Genomic DNA, 24,536 nt, shown 5'->3' on the forward strand with positions numbered 1-24,536 from the left:
ATTTCCTGTGCGCAATTTGCGCGCCTGACCCGAGGATTTTCATGCAATTCAAGCCAGCTGTTACCGCTCTGGTCGCCGCCGTCGCCCTTGCATCGCTGCTCAGCGGTTGTAAAAAGGAAGAGGCGGCGCCCGCCGCTCCACCGCCTCAGGTCGGCGTCGTCACCCTGCAACCTCAAGCCTTCACCCTGACCTCGGATTTGCCGGGACGCACGAGCGCCTACCGCATCGCCGAAGTTCGCCCACAGGTCAACGGCATCATTCTCAAGCGCCTGTTCAAGGAAGGCGGCGACGTCAAGGTTGGCCAGCAGCTGTATCAGATCGACCCGGCTGTGTATGAGGCGACGCTCAAAAGCGCCGAAGCCAACCTGCAACAGACCAAATCGATCTCTGATCGCTACAAGCAGCTGGTCAACGAACAGGCCGTCAGCCGCCAGGAATACGACACCGCCCTGGCCAATCGCCTGCAATCGGAAGCCGCCTTGCAAAGCGCGCAGATCAATGTGCGCTACACCAAGGTCTATGCGCCTATCACCGGCCGTATCGGCCGCTCCAGCGTGACCGAAGGCGCATTGGTCACCAGCGGTCAGACCGATGCGATGGCGGTGATCCAGCAACTGGACCCGATCTACGTCGACGTCACCCAGTCCTCGGTGGAATTGCTGAAGCTGCGCAGCGACCTGGAAAGCGGTCGCCTGCAGAAATCCGGGGACAACGCAGCGGCGGTCAAGCTCACTCTCGAGGATGGCAGCCAGTACAAACTGGACGGCAAGCTCGAGTTCTCCGAAGTCTCGGTTGACCAGACCACCGGTTCCGTGACCCTGCGCGCCGTATTCCCGAACCCGGATCACACGCTGTTGCCAGGCATGTTTGTCCATGCGCAGCTGCAAGCCGGCGTGAACAGCGCGGCGATCCTGGCGCCGCAGCAAGGCGTGACCCGTGACCTCAAGGGCAGCCCGACCGCGATGGTCGTCGGCGCCGACAACAAGGTCGAACTGCGTCAGCTCAAGGCCAGCCGCACCGTCGGCAACCAGTGGCTGATCGAAGACGGTCTTAAAGCCGGCGATCGTCTGATCACCGAAGGTCTGCAATACGTCAAACCTGGCATTGAAGTCAAAGCCAGCGAAGCGACCAACGTCGGCGCGAAGAACCCGGCCCCCGCTCAGGCAGCTGACAAGGCTTCCAGCGGCAAAGGGGAGTAAACCATGTCGAAATTTTTTATCGACCGTCCGATTTTCGCCTGGGTCATTGCCCTGGTGATCATGCTGGTCGGGGCTCTATCGATCCTCAAGTTGCCGATCAACCAATACCCGAGCATTGCGCCTCCGGCGATCGCCATTTCCGTGACCTACCCGGGTGCCTCCGCGCAAACCGTGCAGGACACTGTGGTGCAGGTCATCGAGCAACAGCTCAACGGTATCGACAACCTGCGTTATGTGTCTTCGGAAAGTAACTCCGACGGCACCATGACCATCACCGCGACCTTCGAGCAAGGCACCAACTCCGATACCGCGCAGGTCCAGGTCCAGAACAAGCTGAACCTCGCCACCCCGTTGCTGCCGCAAGAAGTGCAGCAGCAGGGTATCCGCGTCACCAAGGCCGTGAAGAACTTCCTGTTGGTGATCGGCGTGGTCTCCCGCGACGGCAGCATGACCAAGGACGACCTGTCCAACTACATCGTGTCCAACATGCAGGACCCGATCTCCCGGACCGCCGGTGTCGGTGACTTCCAGGTGTTCGGTTCGCAGTACGCCATGCGCATCTGGCTCGATCCGGCCAAGTTGAACAAATTCAACCTGACCCCGGTCGACGTGAAGACCGCCATCGCCGCGCAAAACGTCCAGGTGTCTTCCGGCCAACTCGGCGGCTTGCCTGCCCTGCCCGGCACCCAGTTGAACGCGACGATCATCGGCAAGACTCGCTTGCAGACCGCCGAGCAGTTCGACAAGATCCTGCTCAAAGTCAACAAGGACGGCTCGCAGGTACGCCTCAAGGACGTCGCGGACGTCGGTCTGGGTGGCGAGAACTACAGCATCAACGCCCAGTTCAACGGCGCGCCGGCTTCCGGTCTGGCGGTAAAACTGGCCAACGGTGCAAACGCCCTCGACACGGCAAAAGCCCTGCGTACCACCATCGATAACCTCAAGCCCTTCTTCCCGCAAGGGATGGAAGTGGTGTTCCCGTACGACACCACGCCCGTGGTGACCGCCTCGATCGAGAGCGTGGTTGAAACCCTGGTCGAAGCAGTCGTGCTGGTGTTCCTGGTGATGTTCCTGTTCCTGCAGAACTTCCGCGCCACGGTCATCACCACAATGACCGTGCCGGTGGTATTGCTGGGTACGTTCGGCATCCTCGCCGCAGCCGGTTTCAGCATCAACACCCTGACCATGTTCGGCATGGTGCTGGCCATCGGCTTGCTGGTGGACGACGCCATCGTCGTGGTGGAAAACGTCGAGCGGGTGATGAGCGAAGAAGGCCTTTCACCCAAGGAAGCCACGAAAAAATCCATGGGTCAGATTCAGGGCGCCCTGGTCGGTATTGCCATGGTGCTCTCGGCGGTACTGCTGCCGATGGCATTCTTCGGTGGTTCCACCGGTGTGATCTACAAGCAGTTCTCCATCACCATCGTCTCGGCCATGGCCCTGTCGGTGCTGGTTGCCCTGATCTTCACCCCGGCCCTGTGCGCGACCATGCTCAAGCCGGTTGCCAAAGGTGATCACGGCACGTCCAAGCGCGGCTTCTTCGGCTGGTTCAACCGCAACTTCGACCGCAGCGTGAACAGCTACGAGCGTGGCGTCGGCAACATCCTGCGTCACAAGGCGCCCTACCTGCTGGCCTACGTAATCATCGTCATCGGTATGATCTGGCTGTTCATGCGCATTCCTTCCTCGTTCCTCCCCGAGGAAGACCAGGGCGTACTGTTTGCCCAGGTGCAGACACCGGCAGGTTCCACTGCCCAGCGCACACAAGTGGTCGTGGACCAGATGCGTGAGTACCTGCTGCGACCAGGCAAGGATGGTGGTGAAGGTGATGCCGTGAACTCGGTGTTTACCGTGACCGGCTTCAACTTCGCCGGCCGTGGCCAGAGCTCCGGCATGGCATTTATCATGCTCAAGCCATGGGGTGATCGTAACGCCGACAACAGCGTGTTCAAGGTGGCAGCCCGTGCCCAACAGCACTTCTTCACCTTCCGTGACGCCATGGTGTTCGCCTTCGCACCGCCTGCGGTATTGGAGCTGGGTAACGCCACCGGTTTCGACGTGTTCCTGCAGGACCGTGCCGGTCTGGGTCACCAGAAACTGATGGAAGCACGCAATCAGTTCCTGGGCATGGCGGCCCAGAGCAAGGTGCTGACGCAAGTGCGTCCGAACGGTTTGAACGACGAACCGCAATACCAGTTGGAAATCGATGACGAGAAGGCCAGTGCCCTGGGCATTACCATCGCCGACATCAATAGCACTCTGTCGATTGCCCTGGGCAGTAGCTACGTCAACGACTTCATCGACCGCGGTCGGGTGAAGAAAGTGTACGTACAAGGCCAGCCGGACTCGCGCATGAGCCCTGAAGACCTGCAGAAGTGGTACGTGCGCAACAGCGCCGGAACCATGGTGCCGTTCTCGGCGTTCGCCAAGGGTGAGTGGATCTACGGTTCGCCGAAGCTGTCGCGCTACAACGGTGTGGAAGCGGTCGAAATCCTCGGCGCCCCGGCACCGGGTTATTCCACCGGTGAAGCCATGGCAGAAGTCGAAGCCATTGCCAAGAAACTGCCAGCGGGCGTGGGCATTTCCTGGACCGGTCTGTCGTATGAAGAACGCCTGGCAGGTTCCCAGGCACCGGCGCTGTTCGCCCTGTCGTTGCTGATGGTGTTCCTGTGTCTGGCGGCGTTGTACGAAAGCTGGTCGATCCCGATTGCGGTGGTGCTCGTGGTACCGCTGGGGATTATCGGTGCCCTGTTGGCCACCAGCTTGCGCGGGTTGTCCAATGATGTGTACTTCCTGGTGGGCCTGTTGACGACCATCGGTCTGGCGGCGAAAAACGCCATCCTGATTGTCGAATTCGCCAAGGAACTGCATGAGCAGGGCCGCAGCCTCGCCGATGCGGCGATCGAAGCCTGCCGCATGCGGCTGCGCCCGATCATCATGACCTCGCTGGCGTTTATCCTCGGCGTTGTACCGCTGGCGATTTCCACGGGTGCGGGCTCCGGCAGCCAACATGCAATCGGTACTGTGGTAATTGGCGGTATGATCACCGCCACCGTACTCGCGATCTTCTGGGTCCCGTTGTTCTTCGTCGCCGTATCGTCCATTGGCCAGCGCAAGATCGCCGACCAGGACGCTGCATTCGAATCTTCCAAAGAGGCTGGCCAATGAGCAAGTCGCTACTCTCCATCGCAGTCGCCGTCTTCGTGCTGAGCGGCTGCTCGCTGATCCCTGACTACCAGCAGCCACAAGCGCCGGTTGAGGCTCAGTACCCGCAAGGTCCGGCGTACTCGCCGACCCAGGCGCCTGCCCAGGCAGCTGCGGAGCAAGGCTGGAAGCAGTTTTTCCATGACCCGGCCCTGCAACAGTTGATTCAGGTTGCCCTGGAAAACAACCGCGACCTGCGCGTCGCGGCACTGAACATCGATGCGTTCGCCGCGCAGTACCGCATCCAGCGTGCCGACCTGTACCCGGCCGTTTCGGCCAACGCCACCGGCAGCCGTCAGCGGGTTCCGGCGGATGCATCGCAGACCGGTCAGGCGGGGATCACCAGTTCCTACTCCGCCACCGTCGGCATCAGCGCCTATGAACTTGACCTGTTCGGTCGGGTTCGCAGCCTGAGCGAACAAGCCTTGCAACAGTACTTCGCTACCGAAGAAGGCCGTCGCAGCACGCAAATCAGCCTGGTGGCCAGTGTGGCGAATGCCTACCTGACCTGGCAGGCCGATAAAGAACTGCGCAAGCTGACTCAGGACACCCTGGGTGCGTTCGAGGAGAGCTACAAGCTCACCTCGCGCAGCAACGAAGTGGGCGTCGCCTCGGCGCTGGACCTGGCGCAGTCGCGCACCTCGGTGGAAAACGCCCGTGCGCAACTGGCCCGTTACACTCGCCAGGTCGCCCAGGATGAAAACAGCCTGGTGCTGCTGCTCGGCACTTCCATTCCGGCCAATCTGCGAGAAGGCAAGCCGCTGTCTGACGATCTGCTGAGCGACGTACCGCCTGGTTTGCCGTCGGACCTGCTGCAACGTCGTCCGGACATCCTGCAAGCCGAGTACAACCTGAAAGCGGCCAACGCCAATATCGGCGCGGCACGCGCAGCGTTCTTCCCGAGCATCAGCCTGACCGCCAATGCCGGGACCCTGAGCCCGGACCTGTCGGGCCTGTTCAAGGGCGGCTCGGGCACCTGGCTGTTCCAGCCGCAGATCAACCTGCCGATCTTCAACGCCGGCAGCCTGCGCGCCAGCCTGGATTACTCGAAGATCCAGAAAGACATCGGCGTGGCGAACTACGAGAAGTCCATTCAAACGGCCTTCCAGGAAGTCGCTGATGGCCTGGCCGCCCGCCAGACCTACACCGAGCAGTTGCAGGCACAACGTGATTTCGTCACCGCCAACCAGGATTACTACCGCCTGGCCGAGCGTCGTTATCGCATTGGCGTCGACAGCAACCTGACCTTCCTCGATGCCCAGCGTCAGCTGTTCAGCGCCGAACAGGCGTTGATCACCGATCGTCTGGCGCAACTGACCAGTGCCGTGAACCTGTACAAGGCACTGGGCGGTGGCTGGAACGAGCAGACGGCGAAGGTTGAGCCGTTGAAGGAAGAAGCGCCGAAGATGCGGTTGTTCTGATAGACCGCTGAGAGGCATGAAGCCCACCGTTTGGTGGGCTTTTTGTTGTCCGTGGGAAAGTCTTTATGGGGTAGCGCCGGCCTCCTCCCGCGATTCAACCCCACGTTGTTTTTAGCCTACAAATCGCCCCTCAACGGGCCGTCAAAAAAGCCATGACCCGCTCGCTGAACGCGTCACCGGCCTGAACGTTGGACAAGTGCGCCGCGTGGAACTCGGCGTATTCGGCACCTGGGACATGCTCCTCGATAAAATGCCCACCGGACGGCGGAGTTACCGCATCCTCGGTGCCCGCGATGACCAACAGCGGCGACTTGATCGAGGCCAGTTGCTCACGGAAATCGGCATCGCGCACCGCTGCGCAATTGGCGGCATAACCTGGCGGCGACGTGGCGGCAAGCATGTCGGTGATTTTTTTCGCCGTCGCCGGCTGGGCCTCGGCAAAGTCCGGGGTGAACCAGCGCGCAATCGATGCATCGCGCAAGGCGACCATGGCGGCCGCACCGTCGCGCAGTACGGTTTCGATTCGCGGGTTCCAGATCGATGGATCGCCGATCTTCGCCGCCGTATTGCACACCACCAGTTTGTTCAAGCGATGGCCGGCATTGATGCCCAGCCACTGACCGATCAGGCCGCCCATCGACAGCCCGCAGAAATGCACTCTTTCGATGTGCAAGGCATCCAGCAGGGCCAGCACGTCAGCCCCCAGCTGTTCGATGCTGTACGGCCCCGGCGTCACCAGCGACTGGCCGTGGCCACGGGTGTCGAAGCGCAACACACGAAAGTGCTCGGTGAACGCGGCGATCTGCGCGTCCCACATGTGCAGGTCGGTGCCCAGCGAGTTGGACAGCACCAGCACCGGTGCATCCACTGGCCCATCGAGTTGGTAATGCAGTTCGCCATCGGCGAGTTGTACGAAAGCCACAGCAATCTCCTTCAGGGAGCAGAATGTTCGGCCACCGCGAGCTCGGCCCAGGCGCGCGCGTGGCCGAGGTAATGGGCAGGGTCCAGCAGGCATCGCAATTGATTGGCCGGTCGCTGGTTCATAGGCCGTTACTGAAAGCGTGGGCCTTGAAGGCCCACGCAGATGGATCAAAGGTCGTGATGCAGGTATTTCGCCTGCTTCGGCAGACGCAGGCTGAACAGGAATGCCACGGCCATCATCACCGTAACGTACCAGTAGAAGGAGTTTTCCATGCCACCGGCCTTCAAGCTCAGCGCCACGTATTCCGCCGAGCCGCCGAAGATCGCGTTGGCCACCGCGTACGCCAGGCCGACGCCCAGTGCACGCACCTCAGGCGGAAACATCTCGGCTTTCACCAGCCCGCTGATCGAGGTGTAGAAGCTGACGATGGCCAGCGCCAACGTGATCAACACAAAGGCCAGGAACGGGCTGCTGATGCTTTTCAGAGTCAACAGGATTGGCACGGTACACAGCGTACCCAGTGCGCCGAACCAGAGCATCGAGTTACGTCGGCCGATCTTGTCGGCGAGCATGCCGAAGAACGGCTGCATGCACATATAAAGGAACAGCGCACCGGTCATGATGTAACTGGCGGTCTTGGCATGCATGCCGGCGGTGTTGACCAGGTACTTCTGCATGTAGGTGGTGAAGGTGTAGAAAATCAGCGAGCCACCGGCGGTGTAGCCAAGCACGGTAATGAACGCCGCCTTGTGATCGCGGAACAGCGCCGCGATGCTGCCGGCATCCTTGTTCTCGCGCATTTCCTTGCTGGTGGTTTCTTTCAAGGAGCGGCGCAGGAATAGCGAGATCAAGGCCGCCAACGCACCGACCACGAACGGGATACGCCAGCCGTAGGCACGCAGTTCATCTTCGCTGAGGAACTGCTGCAGGATCACCACCACCAACACGGCCAGCAGTTGCCCGCCAATCAGCGTCACATACTGGAACGAAGCAAAGAAACCGCGCTGGCCCTTGAGCGCGACTTCGCTCATGTAGGTGGCCGTGGTGCCGTACTCGCCCCCCACCGACAACCCTTGGAGCAAACGGGCGAACAGCAGCAGGATCGGTGCCCATACGCCAATGCTGCTGTAGGTCGGCAGGCAGGCAATGAGCAGCGAGCCGAAGCACATCATCAGAATCGAAATCAGCATCGAATTCTTGCGACCGTGCTTGTCAGCGACACGGCCAAAAATCCAGCCGCCAATCGGGCGCATGAGGAAGCCGGCAGCGAACACGCCTGCGGTGTTCACCAACTGCACGGTCGGGTTGTCCGAGGGGAAGAACGCCGGGGCAAAATAGATCGCGCAAAAGGCGTAGACGTAGAAATCGAACCATTCGACGAGATTGCCCGACGAAGCACCGACAATCGCAAAAATCCGTTTGCTGCGCTCTTCGCCGGTGTAGTGCTCAGTAGTCGCTGAGGGGATAGTCATTGTTTGTTCACTCTTTGGGGACATTGAAAGTCTAGACACACTTTGCAACACCCCCGTTCCTCAATTGGCCAGGCGATTAAAACCCTGTGTGAGCTGGCGTGCCCGATGCCGAGCGTCAGACGCGTTCGATGGCTAATGCCAAACCTTGGCCAACACCGACACACATGGTCGCCAGCCCCTTCTTGCCGCCGCTCTTTTCCAGTTGGTGCAGCGCCGTCAGCACCAGGCGCGCACCGCTCATGCCCAGCGGGTGGCCAAGGGCAATGGCGCCACCGTTCGGGTTGACCTGGGGAGCGTCGTCGGCAATCCCCAGCTCACGCAGCACCGCCAGCCCCTGGCTGGCAAAGGCTTCGTTGAGTTCGATCACGTCGAAATCGCTGACCGCCACGCCCAGGCGCTCGGTGAGTTTTCGCACCGCCGGCACCGGGCCGATGCCCATCACACGCGGCGCCACACCGGCGCTGGCCATGCCCAGCACTTTGGCGCGGGGTGTCAGGCCGTGTTTCTTCACGGCTTCGGCCGAGGCCAGGATCAACGCCGCCGCGCCGTCGTTAACGCCTGAAGCGTTACCGGCGGTGACGGTCTTGTCCGGGCCGTTGACCGGTTTCAGTTTGTTCAGCGCCTCCAGGGTGGTGTCGGCGCGCGGATGTTCGTCCTGGCTGACCACGGTCTCACCCTTCTTGTGGGCAATTCGTACCTCGACGATTTCTTCGGCGAAGTAACCTGCCGCCTGGGCGGCAGCGGTGCGTTGCTGGCTGCGCAAGGCGAACGCGTCCTGATCGGCGCGGGACACCTGATAATCGTCTGCCACATTGTCAGCGGTTTGCGGCATTGCATCGACACCGTACTTGGCTTTCATCAGGGGGTTGATGAAGCGCCAGCCGATGGTGGTGTCTTCCAGCTTCATATTGCGCGAAAACGCCGCATCGGCCTTGCCCATCACGAACGGCGCGCGGGACATCGATTCGACGCCACCGGCGATCGTCAACTCCATTTCGCCACTGGCGATGGCGCGGAAAGCCGTGCCGATCGCATCCATGCCCGAAGCGCACAGGCGATTGAGGGTCACACCCGGAATGCTGTCCGGCAGGCCCGCCAGCAGCAGTGCCATGCGTGCCACGTTGCGGTTGTCTTCGCCGGCCTGGTTGGCGCAGCCGAGGAACACCTCGTCCACGGCGGTCCAGTCTACCGACGGGTTGCGTTCCATCAGGGCCTTGATCGGCACGGCAGCCAGGTCATCGGCGCGAACCGCCGCCAAGCCGCCGCCGAAACGGCCAATGGGGGTACGAATCGCGTCACAGATATAAACGTCGCGCATTATGCTTCTCCGGGTGCCTGGCCGTGGGCGGCAGCGGTGCGAGCCTCAAGATCACGCAGCGCCTGCAGTTCCACCGCGCTAGGTTCGACGTTGACCTCGACAGTGTCGGCGAAACGGATCGGCCAGCCGGTAGCGGCGCTCACTTGTTCGCGCGTCACGCCCGGGTGCAACGCGGTGACTACGAATTCGTGGGTCCCCTCCTCCGGTTCCATGATGCACAGGTCCGTGATAATGCCCACGGGACCTGCGCCCGGCAGGCCAAGGCGTTTACGCGAATCACCGCCCTCGCCATGGCCAACGGAAGTGATGAAGTCCAGCTTGTCGACGAAGGAACGCGCCGACTGCTTGAGGATGATCAGCACGCTCTTGGCGGAGCCGGCGATTTCCGGCGCGCCACCGGCACCCGGCAGGCGTACTTTCGGCTGATGATAGTCGCCCACCACCGTGGTGTTGATGTTACCGAAGCGGTCGACCTGCGCCGCGCCCAAGAAGCCGACGTCGATGCGCCCGCCCTGCAACCAATAGCGAAAAATCTCACCGGTCGGGACTACGGTGTCGGCAGTTTCCGCCAGCTCACCGTCACCGATAGACAGCGGCAATACGCTTGGTTTGGCGCCAATCGGTCCCGACTCGTAGATCAGGACCACGTCGGGCGAAGACGTCAGCCGTGCCAGGTTGGCCGCCTTGGAGGGCAGGCCGATGCCGACAAAGCACACCGAACCGTTCTTCAGGCGACGGGCAGCGGCGACAGTCATCATTTCATTGGTGGTGTAAGTCATTATTTCGCCTCCGAAGCAGCGGCCAGCTTGGCCTGGAACTCGCTGAAGTCAGCGCAGCCAAGGATGTACTCGTTGATCCACGCGATGAACGTTTCACGATCGCGGGCAATCGGGTCCCAGGCCTGATAGAAGCGGTTGTCGCGCTCGTTGTAGCCGTGGGCATAAGACGGATGAGCGCCGCCGGGCACATGGCAGACAGCACTCAAGGCCCAGGTCGGCAAGACACAGGCGTTCATCGGCGCATTCAGGTCATCGACCAGTTCTTCCACGGTGACGATGCAGCGCTTGGCGGCCAAGGCTGCTTCCTTCTGCACACCGAGGATGCCCCAGAGCAGCACGTTGCCTTTGCGGTCGGCTTTCTGCGCATGGATCACGGTGACGTCCGGCCGAACCGAAGGCACCGCCGCCAGCACTTCACCGGTGAACGGGCACGTCACGGACTTGATCAGCGGGTTGACCTTCGGCAGGTCGGAGCCGGCATAGGCACGCAGCACCGCAAACGGCAGACCGGAAGCGCCAGCCACGTAGGCATTGGCCAGGTCGGCGTGGCTGTGTTCTTCGATTTCCAAAGCGTGTGGCCATTGCTTCTCGACGGCATCACGCAGACGGTGCAGGGAGCCAACGCCCGGGTTGCCGCCCCAGGAGAAAATCAGCTTGCGAGCGCAACCGGCGCCGATCAGTTGATCGTAGATCAGGTCAGGCGTCATCCGAACCAGCGTCAGGTCTTTCTTGCCTTGACGAATGATTTCATGACCGGCCGCCGTAGGGATCAGGTGAGTGAAGCCTTCGAGCGCGACGGTATCGCCGTCGTTGACGAATTGCTTCACCGCGTCGTGCAGCGAAAGGATTTCAGCCATGGGGGCAGGCTCCCGTTTTTGTTTGAACCGACAGTGGATGAACAAGGCGCGATGCGCGCGCCGGATGACTGAAGGTTAAGCCTGCCTAAAAAGCCAAACAATCCGATAATCGACTAAGTGTTCGTTTATCGAACAGATTGTTACCTTGCTACTGATCCTTTAAAAGCACCTCGGAACGCCGCTCGGCGCCGGCGACAGGACAGATGCGCTGAACCGACCTACGCAAATAACTGGGCGCTAAGGTTGCGGCTGGCCGCGAGCAGCCCCGGCAGAAAACGCTGTTCCAGCTCGCTTCGACTGACTCGTCCGGCATGCGTGCTGACGTTGAGCGCCGCCACCACTTGCCCGGAAGCGTCGTACACCGGCACGGCAATGGAGCGCAGGCCCTGTTCCAGTTCCTGGTCGACGATGCACCAGCCTTGTTGCCTGACTCCTTGCAGGCATTCGAGCAATGCCTCGGGGGTGTGCAGGGTTCGACTGGTCTTGGCTTGCAGGTCAGCGTGGTCGAGGTATTCACGCAAGGAAGTGTCGTCCAGCGCTGCCAGGAGGATGCGGCCCATGGATGTGCAATAGGCCGGCAGGCGCCCGCCCACGGAAAGATCAACGGAAATCAGGCGCTGAGTCGTCGCCGACCGGGCGATGTATAAAATGTCATCACCTTCCAGCGTGGCCATGTTGCAGGCCTCGTGGAGTTGCTCGCTCATGCGGTCCAGGTAGGGCTGGGCCGACACCGCCAAGGGCGTCGAGGACAGATAGGCATGACCCAGGGTCAGCACTTTGGGCAACAGCGAATACGTGCGCCCGTCGGTGGTGGCGTAGCCGAGCTTGATCAGGGTGTGCAGGCAACGTCGCACGGCAGCGCGGGGAATTTCCGTACGGTGGCTGATCTGGGCAATGGTCAGGTGCCGTTTACGCTCCTGGAACGCTTGCACTACGGCCAGGCCACGGGCCAGGGACGTCATGAAGTCGGGATCGCCGGTCATGGCCTGAATCCGCTTGGCGGGCGACGCAACAATCGGCGGCGCTACGGAAGCGAAGGAGTTGCGCAGTTGATCATTCATATCGGTCTTTTTCCCACGCGGCTCGGCGACGGCTATTACAAGCGGCTCGATGCCTCTCGCACAAGCCATCCTCCATTACGATTGGGCGATTATCGAACCGTCGCCCGATAATCGCAATCGACCTCAACGTGTGAACCGGGGGTGTCCAGCCGGATTTCGCCGCTCTCTTACATGCACTTGCTCGCCCTTGATAAGGGAATTAAAGCCCCTCATATAATGTCTGAAGTTAAACAGCTTAATGGCGTCAGAAAGACATCGCGGACATTGGACGCAAAGAGTTTCAAGTTATAAAGCCCATCACACATCAAGATCCATTTTTAACTCTTTGGCGATAGTGTTCTTCAAATCGGTCGCTATAATGCAGGTCAGTGGCGACTGGCTTTTCTGATTGGCCGGTTCCGCCACCGGTAACTCGATGTTCAATCGCCGTTACCCAAAGCAGTGCCTGACGCTCATTCGCGAATGTCCCGCCAGCGCGCTCGCTAATCAGGAAATTGATGCTACGTCAGCTGTTTTGCTCTGGTGCCGTGGCCGCCTGCAACATGGAAGTATTGATCGCCGTGCCTTGAAACAATGCCGACCCCGGCACTGATTTTTCACCGAGCGCGGTCGATACATTGGATGCAGCGCGATTTACCAGAATCCATCTCAACCCATACAGGTAGCACTGTGACGAAAGAAGAACTGCGCGCCGAATTAGAGCGCCAGGAACAACGTTACAAGGAAGTTTACGGCGGAGAAATCACCACTTACGCCGCTCAGCCCGAGCCAGAACGCAAACCATGGCGTAAACGCGCCACCGTTCAGGATCAAGCTTTTAACCAGGAACTGCAGAAGATGGAAAAGGAACTCAGACCCGAAGAGCCATAAGCCCTTCGGCCTGGGTCCTTTCGGGGCCTGCATTTGCAACCGTTGAAAGCGGCGTGCATCGATGTTGCCATTCGCGCCCGCTACGAGCGGGCAGCGGTCATCTCATCTATCTGGTGAGAAATTGGCTTACGTCTGGCCCCCTTCTCAGATATTTCATACAAGCCTTTACACCGCCCGCAACGGTGTGTGAAACCCCTGTTTTTGCGCGGTAATCCTGGAAATTCAAGAGCTTGAGCAACCCTGCAGACGCGCCAACCCCGGGGCAATGTGACAAAAAAAATCAATGAAGAATGTTACCGATGAGCAGCTAGTGCATCGATTACCCGTCTTTTCTGGCATAATCGCGCCCCCTTATGACCGGGTCAGAAAACCTTCATGATCGATTTATTCACCGGACTGGATGCTTGGGTGCTCGTGAGCCTCTTGCTCGCCCTCACCTTTGTCCTCGCGTTCGAGTTCATCAACGGCTTTCATGACACCGCTAACGCGGTTGCCACCGTTATCTACACCAAAGCCATGCCGCCACACCTGGCGGTGTTCTTTTCCGGTGTATTCAATTTCCTCGGTGTGCTGCTGGGCGGCGTCGGCGTGGCCTACGCCATCGTCCACCTGTTGCCGGTGGAGCTGCTGATCAACGTCAATACCGGTCACGGCCTGGCGATGGTGTTCTCGTTGCTGGCTGCCGCGATCGCCTGGAACCTGGGCACCTGGTACTTCGGTATCCCGGCCTCCAGTTCCCATACGCTGATCGGTTCGATCCTCGGTGTCGGCCTGGCCAACGCCCTGATCAACGACATCCCGCTGGCCGATGGCGTTAACTGGCAGAAAGCGATCGATATCGGTGCGTCCCTGGTGTTCTCGCCCATGGCCGGCTTTTTGGTCGCGGCCCTGATCCTCATCGGTCTGAAATGGTGGCGCCCGCTGTCCAAGATGCACAAGACGCCGGAACAGCGTCGCAAGCTCGACGACAAGAAGCATCCGCCGTTCTGGAACCGCCTGGTCCTGGTGATTTCGGCCATGGCCGTGAGCTTCGTACACGGTTCCAACGATGGCCAGAAAGGCATCGGCCTGATCATGCTGGTGCTGATCGGTATCGTCCCGGCGCAATTCGTACTCGACCTGGGCAGCACCACCTACCAGATCGAACGGACTCGCGACGCCACCCTGCACCTGAGCCAGTTCTACAAGCGCAACGGCGATACCCTGGGTGAGTTCCTGGCCCTGGGCAAAAGCGTGGAAGGCGATCTGCCGGAGAAATTCCGTTGCAATCCGCAACAGACCGAACCGACCATCAACGCCCTGCTCGATACTCTCAAGGGTGTAGCGGATTACCACTCGTTGCCATCGGAAAGCCGTATCGAGGTACGTCGCTACCTGCTGTGCCTGGATGACACCGCCAAGAAAGTCAGCAAGCTACCAGGCCTGGCCCCGCGTGAAAAAGCGGACCTGGACAAACTGCGCAAGGACCTGACCGCCACCACCGAATACGCACCGTTCTGGGTGATCCTGGCGGTAGCACTGGCCCTGGGCCTGGGCACCATGGTTGGCTGGAAACGCGTGGTACTGACCATCGGCGAGAAGATCGGCAAGCAAGGCATGACCTACTCCCAGGGCATGTCGGCGCAGATCACCACCGCGAGCCTGATCGGTATGGCCAACATCTTCAGCCTGCCGGTTTCTACCACTCACGTGCTGTCCTCGGGCGTGGCTGGCACCATGGTCGCCAACAAGGCCGGCCTGCAAAGCGGCACGGTGAAGACCATCCTGCTCGCCTGGGTGCTGACCCTGCCAGCGACCGTAGGCTTGTCGGCCGGTCTGTTCTGGCTGGCGTCGAAGGCGCTGGCTAGCTAATAGATACGGTCATGAAAAAGGCGCGTTCCGAGAGGTTCGCGCCTTTTTTGTTTTACTACGCCACACACTCCCCTGTAGGAGCGAGCATGCTCGCGATGGTCGTTAACGATGACGCGGGCAGCCTGACACCCAGCGGTGCCCGCGCCACCATCGCGAGCATGCTCGCTCCTACAGGAGATCTGTGTGAAGAAGTTTTTTCGCGGGCAAAAAAAAGGGCAACCGAAGTTGCCCAAAATGCCTTGCGTGCTCATTGCATCAAGAAAGAACTACGGTTTTTTCCGCTTGTGTGCGTCTTTCCAGATAAAAAATCCAAACCCTGCAAAAAAACAGACCATGAGGCTGACAGTCAGCACCCCGGCGAACACCACGTTGTCGAAAAACATGACTGGCCTCCTGCGCTTGCCTTGTTGCGATGGGTCTAAGTTAACCAATCAGGCAGGGGAGGAAATTGACCGGGATCAATATCGCCCGAGGTTGGGCGCAAAGGAGGGAGGAAACTGACCTGCATCAATAAATACGGGGGGATTAGCGCTTTTTCGGCTTGTTCTTCGGTTTCTTTTTGCCGGTTTTTCCCAACGGCATTGCCTGCTCGAATGCCTGGCGGACTTCATTCAGGCGTTTTTCGTTGAGATCGTGCACGCGCTTGGCACGTTCGGCATTCAGGTCGATCAACTTGTCGTCTTGGCTCATGGCGTTCAGCGCATCATGTGAAGTGTCGTTACGCCAATAATGCGTTCTGGCGAGGCCCATGGCCAGTGGTCTATTGCCCGAACTCGATACCGGATGCGAATTGGACGGCTACCACCGGCTAGACCTGGATATCGACCCACATGCCTTGACGCGGCTCGTCATCGATCAACGGCTTGACCGGTACGGTGTTGTCAGCGTTGAGGTCGACCCCGGGGATCGCCAGGTGTTCCTCAGGAAATTCATCGGCTTCCTGGCGACGGCGCTGTTGCTCCTGCTTGCGGCGCTGTTCCTCGCGCAACTGATAAGCCGCTTCCTCAGGGTCTCGTTGCTGCAGGTCGATGGTACTTTCGTTGGAGCTTTCCTGCACCGGCACCACGGGTGGGATATCCGGTCGCTGGCGGATCGGGTCGTGCTGTGACGTAACCGGCACGGCACTCAAGGGAAGCATCGGTGGCAGCATGATTTTATTGTCTCCTGTCATCGGGTTTTCGGCTGCGGGGATGGCGACTTGAGCCATCGGTCGCAAACTGTGACCCGATTGGCACTCACAAGTGCCCCGAGCTACGGGCGTATCAAGTATTGAACTAAGGTGAGACAGTGAGTTTTTCCGAGAGTCCTTTGGCCCTCCAGCCCTCATTCCGTTAAGATAGCCCGCTTTTTCAAGGTGGGAGTCAGGCAGCATGGCGCAGCAGTATCAACCGGGGCAACGCTGGATCAGTGACAGCGAAGCAGAGTTGGGTTTAGGCACCGTTCTGGCACAGGACGGCCGCTTGTTGACCGTGCTCTATCCGGCCACTGGCGAGACTCGCCAGTACGCGCTTCGGAATGCGCCCCTGACCCGTGTGCGGTTTTCGCCCGGTGACTCCATCACCCACTTCGAAGGCTGGAAACTGACCGTACAGGAAGTCGACGACGTCGACGGCCTGCTGGTTTACCACGGCCTCAACGCGCAAAACGAAGCAGTCACCCTGCCGGAAACCCAGCTGTCGAACTTCATCCAGTTCCGCCTGGCCAGCGATCGCCTGTTCGCCGGGCAGATCGACCCGCTGGCCTGGTTCGCCCTGCGCTACAACACCCTGGAACACACCAGCCGTCAGTTGCAGTCCTCGCTCTGGGGCCTGGGTGGCGTGCGCGCACAACCGATCGCCCACCAGTTGCACATCGCCCGTGAAGTCGCCGACCGTATCGCGCCACGGGTTCTGCTGGCCGATGAAGTGGGTCTGGGCAAGACCATCGAAGCCGGCCTGGTCATCCATCGCCAACTGCTCTCGGGTCGTGCCAGCCGCGTGCTGATCCTGGTTCCGGAAAACCTGCAGCACCAGTGGCTGGTGGAAATGCGCCGCCGTTTCAACCTGCAGGTCGCGTTGTTCGACGAAGAGCGTTTCATCGAAAGCGATGCCACCAACCCGTTCGAAGACACCCAATTGGCGCTGGTGGCGCTTGAGTGGCTGGTTGACGACGAAAAGGCCCAGGACGCGCTGTTCGCCGCCGGCTGGGACTTGCTGGTGGTCGACGAAGCTCACCACCTGGTCTGGCACGAAGACCAGGTCAGCCCCGAATACTCGCTGGTCGAACAATTGGCCGAAGTCATTCCCGGCGTACTGCTGCTCACCGCCACTCCAGAGCAACTCGGGCAGGACAGCCACTTCGCCCGCCTGCGCCTGCTCGACCCGAACCGTTTCCATGACTTGCACGCCTTCCGCGCCGAGAGCGATAACTATCGCCCGGTGGCCGAAGCGGTTCAGGAACTGCTGGACAAGGGTCGCCTGTCGCCTCAAGCACACCAGACCATCCAGGGTTTCCTCGGCAACGAGGGCGAGGCCCTGCTGACCGCGGTCAACGATGGCGACACCGAAGCCAGCGCCCGCCTGGTGCGCGAGCTGCTCGATCGTCACGGCACTGGCCGCGTGCTGTTTCGCAACACCCGCGCCGCTGTGCAGGGTTTCCCGGAGCGCGTACTGCATCCGTACCCGCTGCCGTCGCCGGACGAATACCTCGAGCTGCCACTGGGCGATCACGCCGAGCTGTACCCGGAGGTCAGTTTCCAGGCCCAACCGGACGCCAACGAAGAAGAACGCTGGTGGAAATTCGACCCACGCGTCGAGTGGCTGATCGACACGCTCAAGATGCTCAAGCGCACCAAAGTGCTGGTGATCTGCGCCCACGCCGAAACCGCGATGGACCTTGAAGACGCCCTGCGCGTGCGCTCCGGCATCCCGGCCACGGTGTTCCACGAGGGCATGAACATCCTCGAGCGCGACCGCGCCGCCGCCTATTTCGCCGACGAAGAATTCGGCGCGCAAGTATTGATCTGTTCGGAAATCGGCAGTGAAGGTCGCAACTTCCAGTTCTCGCACCACCTGGTGCTGTTCGACCTGCCGTCGCACCCGGACCTGCTGGAGCAGCGCATCGGCCGTCTCGACCGGATCGGCCAGAAACACACCATCCAGTTGCACGTGCCCTATCTGGAAACCAGCCCTCAAGAGCGCCTGTTCCAGTGGTACCACGAAGCCCTGAACGCATTCCTCAATACCTGCCCGACCGGCAACGCCTTGCAGCATCAGTTCGGCCCGCGCCTGCTGCCTCTGCTGGAAAATGCCGACGACGGCGAGTGGCAGACGCTGATCGACGAAGCCCGGGCCGAGCGCGAACGCCTCGAAGCCGAGCTGCACACCGGCCGTGACCGCCTGCTGGAGCTCAACTCCGGAGGTGCTGGCGAAGGCGAAGCGCTGGTGGAAGCGATTCTCGAACAGGACGACCAGTTCGCCCTGCCGATCTACATGGAAACCCTGTTCGATGCCTTCGGTATCGACAGCGAAGACCATTCAGAGAACGCGCTGATCCTCAAGCCGAGCGAGAAAATGCTCGACGCCAGTTTCCCGCTGGGCGATGACGAAGGCGTGACCATCACCTACGACCGCAACCAGGCGCTGTCTCGCGAAGACATGCAGTTCATCACCTGGGAACATCCGATGGTGCAAGGCGGCATGGACCTGGTGTTGTCGGGTTCCATGGGCAACACCGCCGTGGCACTGATCAAGAACAAGGCGCTCAAACCGGGCACCGTGTTGCTCGAACTGCTCTACGTCAGCGAAGTGGTTGCCCCGCGTTCACTGCAACTGGGCCGCTACCTGCCACCGGCCGCCCTGCGCTGCCTGCTGGACACCAACGGCAACGACCTTTCAGCCCGGGTATCGTTTGAAACCCTCAACGACCAGTTGGAAAGCGTACCGCGTGCCAGCGCCAACAAGTTCATCCAGGCCCAGCGCGACCAACTGACGCCACGGATCAACGCCGGCGAAGAGAAAATCCTGCCGCGCCACACCGAGCGTGTCGCCGAGGCAAAACGTCGCCTGGCCGCCGATACCGATGAAGAACTGGCGCGCCTGACTGCGCTGCAAGCCGTCAACCCGACCGTGCGGGACAGCGAACTGGTTGCCTTGCGCAATCAACGCGAGCAAGGCTTGGCGATGCTCGACAAGGCGGCGCTTCGGCTGGAAGCGATCCGGGTACTGGTAGCGGGCTAACCCTCCCTCCCCCACAAAAATGCCCGCAGCGATGCGGGCATTTTTGTTTGTAGGAGCGGGCTTGCCCGCGATGGTCGTCAACGATGACGCTGGCTGCCTGACACCCAGCGGTGTCTGAGCCGCCATCGCGAGCAAGCTCGCTCCTACAGGGGGTCAGGCCGTGACGCCTTCGACCTCGGGATTGGCCACCCCTTGCAACCCCTCCTTCATCCGCTTGGCATCACGCACAAAACACCGCGAAGCCATGAACAGGAACACCATCGTCAGGAACAACGCCACCGGAATCAAATACATCGCATCATGCAAGCCGACGGCCTTGAACGCCTCGGTCATCTGCTCGGCACCCGCTGCCAGCATGGCCGAATGGGCAAAGTGATCGGACAGGCCGCCCACGACCACTGGCCCCAAACCACCGCCCAGCAGGTACAACCCAGCGAAGAACAACGCCATGGCCGTCGCCCGCAAGCGCGGTTCGACCACGTCCTGGATGGCCGTGTACACGCAGGTGTAGAAGTTGTAGGCGAACAGCCAGCCCACGCTGAACACGGCCACGAACACGCCGATTTCAATGCGTCCGGCATGCAGCGCCCAAGCGGTGCACAGGGTCGAGATGATCAGGCTGAACCCGGCAAACAGCAGGCGTCCGCTCGCCACCCGCTGGTGAATCTTGTCCGCGACCCAACCGCCCAGGGTAAGGCCGATCAGCCCGGTGACGCCCACAATGACGCCGGTTGCCACGGCGGCTTCGTGCAACGGCATCAGGAAGTAACGCTGCAGCATTGGCACCAGAAAGGAATTGCACGCGTAGGTCGCAAAGTTGAAACACAACCCCGCCATGACCAGCCACAGAAAGGTCGGCACCGCCAGCACCCGACGGATTGGCCGGTCCACGGGCTCCTGCGAGACCTGTACGCTTTCCGCAGCGCCGCGTTTTGGCTCCTTGATGAAGAACATGAACACCGCAAGGAGCAGCCCCGGCACGGCCGCGATGAAGAACGGTGCGCGCCAGCTGTCGAACGCCTTGACCATCCAGCCAATGGTGAAGAACGCCAGCAAAAGGCCCAATGGCAAACCGAGCATGAAAATGCCCATGGCTCGCGCCCGGCGATGGGCGGGAAACAGATCGCCGATCAGTGAATTGGCGGCGGGCGCATAACTGGCCTCACCAATGCCGATGCCCATGCGCACGAGCAGGAAAGTCCAGAAGCTGCCCACCATACCGTTCACTGCGGTCAGACCGCTCCATGCGGCCAGGCCCCAGCCCATCAGTTTGGCGCGCGAACCGGTGTCGGCCATGCGCCCCAGGGGCAGGCCGGCGATGGCATAGACGATGGTGAATGCGGTGCCGATGATCCCCAACTGGAAGTCGCTGAGGCTCCACTCCATGCGGATCGGCTCGATAATGATGGCCGGGATGGTGCGGTCGAAGAAGTTGAATAGATTCGCAAGGAACAGCAGGAACAGAATGCGCCAGGCATTCGCCGCTTGGGTCGAGTTCTGCATGGGTCCGTCTCTTTTATTGTTATTGGGGCGTCACTTCCCCCGGAAACTGCAATCTAGACAGGCCTGCCACAACTGTCTGTAATTATTCGTAAGGCTGATACCCGTTCATGGCAACCAGGCACAATGTGCACAGGGAGCAAGCGCCGGCATTGACCGCACGTCCAGCCGTTTAAAAATACCTCTGCCACCCCCTGTTCAAGTGGCTGGCGAAGCCTAGAATAGCGCTCTCGTCGGCCCTCCCGGCGACCTCCCCACTCCTCCTTAGATGACTACCCATGTCCGAAGCCAGTCCGTGCTTGAATTGCGGTGCCTGCTGTTCACATTTTCGCGTGTCTTTTTTTTGGGGTGAATGCGCTTCATCAGGGGGGACAGTGCCCGATGAACTTGTCGAGCAGATCACCCCGAGCCGGGTCGCGATGCTGGGCACCAACTGCAAAAGCCCACGCTGCATCAGCCTGGAGGGAGAAGTGGGCAGCGAAGTGAAATGTACGATCTATGAACAGCGCTCGAGCCCTTGCCGGGAATTCGAGGCCTCCTGGGTCGATGGCCAGGTCAACACCGACTGCGACGCGGCACGCGCGGCTTTCGGCTTGCTGCCGCTTGAAGCTCCAGCTCACCTGATCGTGGCGCAGAGCGCCTGATCTTCAGCACGAATGGTTATTGGCTCTATTCCAAAATCTTAGAAACCAAAGTGCCATCACGCCTTGCTGGTTTCGCATGCCTTCTATACTCCCTGAATTCACCGGCGTCCTTGCGCCGGTCAGGGAGAATACATGGGGCATGCAATGGATTGGCTGAGCCTGCACTTCACTTCTGCACTGCCTGAGAGCGGGCAGGTCATTCTCGATTGCTTCCATGATCCGTTGTTGGTCCTGCTGGCATTTCTGGTCGCCTGCGCCGGCAGTTTCGCGACGTTGGACATGGCCGAGCGCATCGCTCACGCGGACAAACCTGCGTCCCGAAGAATCTGGCGCTGGGTCGGCTCCGGTTGCCTGGCTGGCGGAATATGGGCCATGCACTTTATCAGTATGCTGGCGTTCCAGGCGCCCATCGAGATTCGTTATGTACTGCCGATCACGCTGGCCTCGCTGCTGATCGCCCTGTTCGCCTCCTGGCTGGCGATGTACACCCTCAGCCACCCGCGCCTGAGCATCAGGCAATACGTGCAGGCCTCGATCTGCATTGGCCTGGGCATCGCCACCATGCATTACCTGGGCATGTCGGCCATGCGTTCGAACGCGGTGGCGTACTACCAACCGTTGCTGTTCGGTCTTTCCATCGTGATCGCCATTGGTGCGAGTTTTGCCGCCCTGTTGATATCCAGTCGCCTGCGTGACGGTTCGCAACATCAACTGATCAAACTCAGCGCCAGCCTGGTCCTGGGGGCGGGCATCATCAGCATGCATTTCACAGGCATGACCGCTTTCACTCTGGTACTCCCCGCCGACAGCCCCGTGGAATTGGCCGCTGACAACAGTCACCAGCAGTTGGGCATCACAGTGGCGGTCATTGCCTTGCTGATCATCGGCAGCAGTATCAGTGCTGCACTGTCGGACAAGAAACTGCAGCACAAGGACCGCGACCTGCTGCGGGTCAACACACTGCTGGGCCAGTTGGATGAGGCACGCCTGTCGCTGCAACACGCGGCGAACTACGACGCCCTGACTGGTCTGATCAACCGCCGAGGCTTCAACCAGATTTTCGCCGAGAAGTTGCTTCAGAAGACCACGGAGGGCGGCATGCTTGCGGTGATGTTCCTCGACTTGGACCACTTCAAGCGTATCAACGACAGCCTGGGCCATGCTGCCGGCGATGAATTGCTCACCGTCATGGCCAGCCACATCAAAGGTTCGGTGCGCGGCCAGGAGGATGTGGTGGCGCGCTTCGGCGGCGATGAGTTCTGCCTGCTCATCAGCCTGCGCGATCGCGAGGAGGCGCGGCATATGGCGCAGCGCATCATGTTGAAAATGAAGGAGCCAATCGAACTGGCCGGACGGCGCATGGTCATGACCACCAGCATCGGCATCAGCCTGTTTCCCGAGGATGGCACGACCTGCGAAGAACTGCTGAAGCACGCTGACCTGGCGCTCTACCAATCCAAGGGCGGCGGCCGTAACGGCCTGAATTTCTTCAACCCCAACTTGAAAAGCCGGGCATCACTGGATTTGCAGCTCGAAGAAGAACTGCGTCATGCCCTGCGCGAAAACACCGGACTCATGCTGCATTACCAACCGATTTATGACCTGAAAAGCCGCCAGGTCACCAAGCTTGAAGCGCTGATCCGCTGGCAACATCCCGCGAATGGGTTGCTGACACCGGATCGTTTCATCGCCATCGCCGAAGCCAACGGCCTGATCGCCGAGCTGGACAACTGGGTCCTGCACAAAGCCTGCGAGGACCTCGCCGAGTTGTCGAGCCAGGGATTCGACGCCCTGCACATTGCCGTCAATTGCTCACCGCTCAACCTGGCCCGGGAAGACCTGGCCGATGAAATCGAACACGCACTACGCTCGGCCGGGGTCGCACCACAGCGGCTGGAACTGGAGGTGACCGAGAACGCGCTGATGGACAACATCACCGAGTCACTGGTGTTGATGAGGCAGATTCGCGCAATCGGTGTTTCGCTGTCGATCGACGACTTCGGCACCGGTTACTCGTCCCTGGCCTACCTGCGGCGCCTGCCGCTGAACACGCTGAAGATCGATCGATCGTTCATTCAAGACATCCCCAAGGCCAGCCAGGACATGGAAATCGTCCAGGCGATCATCGTCATGGCCCACACCCTGCACTTACAGGTGGTGACCGAAGGCGTGGAAACTCCCGAACAATATGCATTCCTCGAGCGTAACGGGTGCGATCTGGTGCAGGGATATCTGCTCGCCCGCCCGGTGCCACTCACCGAGCTGCGCCAGGTGTTGAACGACATCGACCAGCGCCAGCGCGGCCACGCCTTCAGTCCTCTGACCCTGGCTCACGGTACATCTGCACTAACGTCGACGGATCCTTTTCCAAAAAACCCTGGCTCCCATGCAGGCGCATCAGTTGTGCGGCCAATCCGCTGATGGGCGTGGCCGAGCCCTGTTCGCGGGAAAATTTCACTGCGGTGTCGAGGTCCTTGAGCAGCGTGCGCACATGCCATTTCACCGGTTCAAAACGGCTGTCGGCCATCTGCGGCGCCAGGATCTGCAAAGGTCTGGAATCGGCGAAGCCACCCGCCAGCGCCTCGGCAATCAGGGCCGCCTCTACACCTGAGCGCTCTGCCAGCGCCACGACTTCGGCAATGACCAGGGCATTACAGGCCACGATCATTTGATTGCACGCCTTGGTCACCTGCCCAGCGCCAACGTCGCCCATATGGGTGACACGCTGGCCAAGGCTGAGCAACACCGGCCTGACCCGCTCAAGATCCGCCGCCGTGCCGCCGACCATGATCGCCAGGCTACCCGCCTCGGCACCGACCACTCCGCCAGACACCGGAGCATCGAGCCAACCCATGCCCGTCTGTTCGGCCAACTGCGCCGACATTTCGCGCGTCGCGGTGGGCTCAAGGCTGGAAAAATCCACCAGCAACTGGCCACGTTTCCCACCCTCGGCAATACCCTCCGGACCAAACACCACCTGCCGCACCACCGCCGTGTCTGCCAGACACGTCATCAACACATCGGCGTGCTTGCACAGCTCGGCCGGTGTGGCAACGTGTCGCGCGCCGGCTTCGACCAGCGGCGTACACTTCGCCGGGTTGCGGTTCCACACGGTCAGCGGATACCCCGCCGCCAGCAAACGCCGGCACATTGGCAGCCCCATCAGGCCAATTCCGGCGAAGCCCAACGATGGTAGGGTTGACATCATTTAGCCTTCTTTT

At 60.6% G+C, this 24,536-nt stretch carries 19 protein-coding genes and 1 pseudogene; 8 read left to right on the forward strand and 12 right to left on the reverse strand.

Annotated features, from left to right (window positions below; all coding sequences use genetic code 11):
- Positions 1-41 precede the first annotated feature (41 nt).
- Genes emhA through emhC form a run of 3 tightly spaced genes read left to right on the forward strand, consistent with a single transcriptional unit; the run spans position 42 to position 5,824 of the window.
- Positions 42-1,199, forward strand: a complete 1,158-nt coding sequence (gene emhA / locus AB4O36_RS19915) for an efflux RND transporter periplasmic adaptor subunit EmhA (protein ID WP_460140087.1) — start codon at positions 42-44, stop codon at positions 1,197-1,199.
- Between the two features lie 3 nt (positions 1,200-1,202).
- Positions 1,203-4,367 (forward strand): efflux RND transporter permease subunit EmhB, encoded by a 3,165-nt coding sequence (emhB, locus tag AB4O36_RS19920; protein ID WP_460117368.1) that lies wholly within the window; start codon positions 1,203-1,205, stop codon positions 4,365-4,367.
- Positions 4,364-5,824: an efflux RND transporter outer membrane subunit EmhC gene (gene emhC / locus AB4O36_RS19925; protein WP_460140088.1), complete on the forward strand. Its 1,461-nt coding sequence runs from the start codon at positions 4,364-4,366 to the stop codon at positions 5,822-5,824. The genes emhB and emhC overlap by 4 nt, the downstream gene beginning before the upstream one ends.
- A gap of 130 nt (positions 5,825-5,954) precedes the next feature.
- Here the strand turns inward: emhC and pcaD are convergent, their stop codons facing one another.
- The 7 genes and pseudogenes from pcaD to pcaR all read right to left on the reverse strand — a co-directional run bounded on the left by pcaD (position 5,955) and on the right by pcaR (position 12,233).
- A complete protein-coding gene (pcaD, locus tag AB4O36_RS19930) occupies positions 5,955-6,746 on the reverse strand; it encodes a 3-oxoadipate enol-lactonase (RefSeq protein ID WP_460140089.1) in 792 nt (263 codons plus the stop codon).
- A gap of 11 nt (positions 6,747-6,757) precedes the next feature.
- Positions 6,758-6,844 (reverse strand): annotated as a pseudogene (locus tag AB4O36_RS19935) (hypothetical protein); the annotation flags it as partial.
- A 69-nt stretch (positions 6,845-6,913) separates the two neighbouring features.
- On the reverse strand, positions 6,914-8,218 hold the full coding sequence (locus AB4O36_RS19940) for an MFS family transporter (protein WP_460117371.1): 1,305 nt from the start codon (positions 8,216-8,218) through the stop codon (positions 6,914-6,916).
- Between the two features lie 115 nt (positions 8,219-8,333).
- The gene (pcaF, locus tag AB4O36_RS19945) at positions 8,334-9,539 is read right to left on the reverse strand and encodes a 3-oxoadipyl-CoA thiolase (protein WP_460142163.1); all 1,206 of its coding nucleotides are present in this window, start codon (positions 9,537-9,539) and stop codon (positions 8,334-8,336) included.
- On the reverse strand, positions 9,536-10,318 hold the full coding sequence (locus AB4O36_RS19950; protein ID WP_460142164.1) for a CoA-transferase subunit beta: 783 nt from the start codon (positions 10,316-10,318) through the stop codon (positions 9,536-9,538). Before AB4O36_RS19950 ends, pcaF begins: the two co-directional genes overlap by 4 nt.
- Complete coding sequence (locus AB4O36_RS19955) at positions 10,315-11,172, reverse strand: CoA transferase subunit A (protein ID WP_460140090.1); 858 nt, start codon at positions 11,170-11,172, stop codon at positions 10,315-10,317. The genes AB4O36_RS19950 and AB4O36_RS19955 overlap by 4 nt, the downstream gene beginning before the upstream one ends.
- Before the next feature lie 218 nt (positions 11,173-11,390).
- Complete coding sequence (pcaR, locus tag AB4O36_RS19960) at positions 11,391-12,233, reverse strand: pca regulon transcriptional regulator PcaR (protein ID WP_460140091.1); 843 nt, start codon at positions 12,231-12,233, stop codon at positions 11,391-11,393.
- A 669-nt stretch (positions 12,234-12,902) separates the two neighbouring features.
- Here pcaR and AB4O36_RS19965 point away from each other — a divergent pair.
- Positions 12,903-13,103 carry a hypothetical protein gene (locus AB4O36_RS19965; RefSeq protein ID WP_460117374.1) on the forward strand — a complete coding sequence of 67 codons (201 nt, stop codon included), beginning with the start codon at positions 12,903-12,905 and terminating at the stop codon, positions 13,101-13,103.
- A gap of 375 nt (positions 13,104-13,478) precedes the next feature.
- Entirely contained in the window at positions 13,479-14,954 is a 1,476-nt protein-coding gene (locus AB4O36_RS19970; RefSeq protein WP_460117375.1) for an inorganic phosphate transporter, read from the forward strand.
- A gap of 266 nt (positions 14,955-15,220) precedes the next feature.
- Here the strand turns inward: AB4O36_RS19970 and ccoM are convergent, their stop codons facing one another.
- The 3 genes from ccoM to AB4O36_RS19985 form a co-directional block, all read right to left on the reverse strand.
- Entirely contained in the window at positions 15,221-15,337 is a 117-nt protein-coding gene (gene ccoM, locus AB4O36_RS19975) for a cytochrome c oxidase subunit CcoM (RefSeq protein ID WP_460117376.1), read from the reverse strand.
- 142 nt (positions 15,338-15,479) lie between these two features.
- Complete coding sequence (locus tag AB4O36_RS19980; RefSeq protein ID WP_460117377.1) at positions 15,480-15,644, reverse strand: hypothetical protein; 165 nt, start codon at positions 15,642-15,644, stop codon at positions 15,480-15,482.
- Positions 15,645-15,762: 118 nt separating this feature from the next.
- A complete protein-coding gene (locus AB4O36_RS19985) occupies positions 15,763-16,104 on the reverse strand; it encodes an aspartate-semialdehyde dehydrogenase (RefSeq protein ID WP_460140092.1) in 342 nt (113 codons plus the stop codon).
- A 220-nt stretch (positions 16,105-16,324) separates the two neighbouring features.
- Here AB4O36_RS19985 and rapA point away from each other — a divergent pair, with 220 nt between their 5' ends.
- Entirely contained in the window at positions 16,325-19,171 is a 2,847-nt protein-coding gene (rapA, locus tag AB4O36_RS19990; protein ID WP_460117379.1) for an RNA polymerase-associated protein RapA, read from the forward strand.
- Positions 19,172-19,324: 153 nt separating this feature from the next.
- Here rapA and AB4O36_RS19995 read toward each other — a convergent pair whose 3' ends face one another.
- The gene (locus tag AB4O36_RS19995; RefSeq protein WP_460140093.1) at positions 19,325-20,674 is read right to left on the reverse strand and encodes a spinster family MFS transporter; all 1,350 of its coding nucleotides are present in this window, start codon (positions 20,672-20,674) and stop codon (positions 19,325-19,327) included.
- Positions 20,675-20,949: 275 nt separating this feature from the next.
- Between AB4O36_RS19995 and AB4O36_RS20000 the strand changes: the two genes are divergently transcribed.
- Together AB4O36_RS20000 and AB4O36_RS20005 are read left to right on the forward strand one after the other, a co-directional pair.
- Entirely contained in the window at positions 20,950-21,315 is a 366-nt protein-coding gene (locus AB4O36_RS20000; protein ID WP_460117381.1) for a YkgJ family cysteine cluster protein, read from the forward strand.
- Between the two features lie 144 nt (positions 21,316-21,459).
- Positions 21,460-23,736: a putative bifunctional diguanylate cyclase/phosphodiesterase gene (locus AB4O36_RS20005; RefSeq protein ID WP_460140094.1), complete on the forward strand. Its 2,277-nt coding sequence runs from the start codon at positions 21,460-21,462 to the stop codon at positions 23,734-23,736.
- Here the strand turns inward: AB4O36_RS20005 and AB4O36_RS20010 are convergent.
- Positions 23,627-24,523 (reverse strand): NAD(P)-dependent oxidoreductase, encoded by an 897-nt coding sequence (locus AB4O36_RS20010; protein ID WP_460117383.1) that lies wholly within the window; start codon positions 24,521-24,523, stop codon positions 23,627-23,629. The genes AB4O36_RS20005 and AB4O36_RS20010 overlap by 110 nt on opposite strands.
- Positions 24,524-24,536: the final 13 nt, after the last annotated feature.

It is taken from the genome of Pseudomonas sp. S2_E01, assembly GCF_054668365.1.

What these genes read in the sequence shown, in the direction of transcription:
- AB4O36_RS19940 (WP_460117371.1), bottom strand. Translation starts at nt 8,218, where the DNA reads ATGACTATCCCCTCAGCGACTACTGAGCACTACACCGGCGAAGAGCGC.
- AB4O36_RS19955 (WP_460140090.1), bottom strand. Translation starts at nt 11,172, where the DNA reads ATGGCTGAAATCCTTTCGCTGCACGACGCGGTGAAGCAATTCGTCAAC.
- rapA (WP_460117379.1), top strand. Translation starts at nt 16,325, where the DNA reads ATGGCGCAGCAGTATCAACCGGGGCAACGCTGGATCAGTGACAGCGAA.
- AB4O36_RS19995 (WP_460140093.1), bottom strand. Translation starts at nt 20,674, where the DNA reads ATGCAGAACTCGACCCAAGCGGCGAATGCCTGGCGCATTCTGTTCCTG.
- AB4O36_RS19970 (WP_460117375.1), top strand. Translation starts at nt 13,479, where the DNA reads ATGATCGATTTATTCACCGGACTGGATGCTTGGGTGCTCGTGAGCCTC.
- emhA (WP_460140087.1), top strand. Translation starts at nt 42, where the DNA reads ATGCAATTCAAGCCAGCTGTTACCGCTCTGGTCGCCGCCGTCGCCCTT.
- AB4O36_RS20005 (WP_460140094.1), top strand. Translation starts at nt 21,460, where the DNA reads ATGGATTGGCTGAGCCTGCACTTCACTTCTGCACTGCCTGAGAGCGGG.
- emhB (WP_460117368.1), top strand. Translation starts at nt 1,203, where the DNA reads ATGTCGAAATTTTTTATCGACCGTCCGATTTTCGCCTGGGTCATTGCC.
- AB4O36_RS20000 (WP_460117381.1), top strand. Translation starts at nt 20,950, where the DNA reads ATGTCCGAAGCCAGTCCGTGCTTGAATTGCGGTGCCTGCTGTTCACAT.
- emhC (WP_460140088.1), top strand. Translation starts at nt 4,364, where the DNA reads ATGAGCAAGTCGCTACTCTCCATCGCAGTCGCCGTCTTCGTGCTGAGC.
- AB4O36_RS19980 (WP_460117377.1), bottom strand. Translation starts at nt 15,644, where the DNA reads ATGAGCCAAGACGACAAGTTGATCGACCTGAATGCCGAACGTGCCAAG.
- ccoM (WP_460117376.1), bottom strand. Translation starts at nt 15,337, where the DNA reads ATGTTTTTCGACAACGTGGTGTTCGCCGGGGTGCTGACTGTCAGCCTC.
- AB4O36_RS20010 (WP_460117383.1), bottom strand. Translation starts at nt 24,523, where the DNA reads ATGATGTCAACCCTACCATCGTTGGGCTTCGCCGGAATTGGCCTGATG.
- pcaR (WP_460140091.1), bottom strand. Translation starts at nt 12,233, where the DNA reads ATGAATGATCAACTGCGCAACTCCTTCGCTTCCGTAGCGCCGCCGATT.
- AB4O36_RS19985 (WP_460140092.1), bottom strand. Translation starts at nt 16,104, where the DNA reads ATGCTGCCACCGATGCTTCCCTTGAGTGCCGTGCCGGTTACGTCACAG.